Genomic DNA, 1,127 nt, shown 5'->3' on the forward strand with positions numbered 1-1,127 from the left:
CCCCAGCCCCGACCCGACCCCCTCGGACGACCCGGCGGCCACGAGCGGCACCTCCACCGGCGGCGACACGGGCACGGCACCCCAGCTCGTCAGGGAGGACGGCACGGTCGACGGCAGTGTCGCAGTGACGTACACCCCGGTCACGGGCTCGGGAGCGACGTCGGTGACGGTGTCCAACGCATGCGCGGGGACGGTGTACTGGACGGGCGTGCTGGCGGGATCGTGACCACGGGATCGTGACCGCGGGGCGGACTCAACCCGTCCGTGACCGGACGCCGCTCACTTCACCGCGGCATCCACGGCGACGGGCTCCTCGTCCGCCACCAGCCCCAGCTCCGCGTCGCGCACGGACTCCACCTCGCGCCGCAGCAGCCGGAACCACATGAAGATCACGAACCCCACGAAGGCGAACCACTCGGCGGTGTAACCCAGGTTCTGGAAGGCCTTCAGATCCAGTCCCGAGTCCGGCGGCGCGGCGGCCGGCACGGCCTTCATGCCCGAGTCGCCCTTCGCCAGCGTGACCCACGCGTCGTACACGTCGTACGGCACCAGGTTCACCAGCGACGCCGCGCTGATCGCCGCGGTCTGCCCGGCCGGCAGCCCGCCCTGCGCGCTGACGCCGTTGTCCCCGGGCGTCTCCGAGGCCTGCAGCGCACCGGTGACGGTGACCTCACCGGCCGGGGGAGCGGGAACCTTCGCCGCGTCGGCGGAACCGGGCAGCCATCCCCGCACCACCGGCAGCGCCTCACCCGAGCCGGTCCGCAGCAGCGTCAGCACGTAGAAGCCCTGTCTGCCGTCGAGCTTCCGCCCGGGCACCAGCAGCTGCTCGCCGTACGTCCCGGTCGCGGTCACCGGCTTCCCGGACGTCGCCTTGTCCACCGGCAGCATGTCCTTCAGCGGCCGGGGCGCCTCGTGCCGGGCCTCGGACACCTGCTCGGTCGCGGTCCGGTGATCCTGCACACGGTCCTCGAACCGGCCCAGCTGCCAGGACCCCATGAAGATGCAGAAGGGGATGGACAACAGCACGAAGACGTTGATCCCCCACCAACGGGGCGTCAGCAGAAACCGGTACACACCCCCACGGTACGGGGGCGCCGGGAAGGGCCCGGCTGCGGGGTCGGCAAGGG

Annotated in this window: 1 protein-coding gene and 1 pseudogene; one reads left to right on the plus strand and one right to left on the minus strand. The window is 72.2% G+C overall.

Annotated elements, in window-relative coordinates; all coding sequences use genetic code 11:
* Window positions 1–226: pseudogene (locus K4G64_RS39265) on the plus strand (hypothetical protein); the annotation flags it as partial.
* Between the two features lie 53 nt (window positions 227–279).
* On the opposite strand, the gene K4G64_RS39270 reads toward K4G64_RS39265, so the two are convergent.
* A complete protein-coding gene (locus tag K4G64_RS39270) occupies window positions 280–1,074 on the minus strand; it encodes an SURF1 family protein (protein WP_221760620.1) in 795 nt (264 codons plus the stop codon).
* Between the last annotated feature and the right edge of the window lie 53 nt (window positions 1,075–1,127).

It is taken from the genome of Streptomyces sp. WAC04114, assembly GCF_019733245.1.
GTDB lineage: Bacteria > Actinomycetota > Actinomycetes > Streptomycetales > Streptomycetaceae > Streptomyces > Streptomyces massasporeus_A.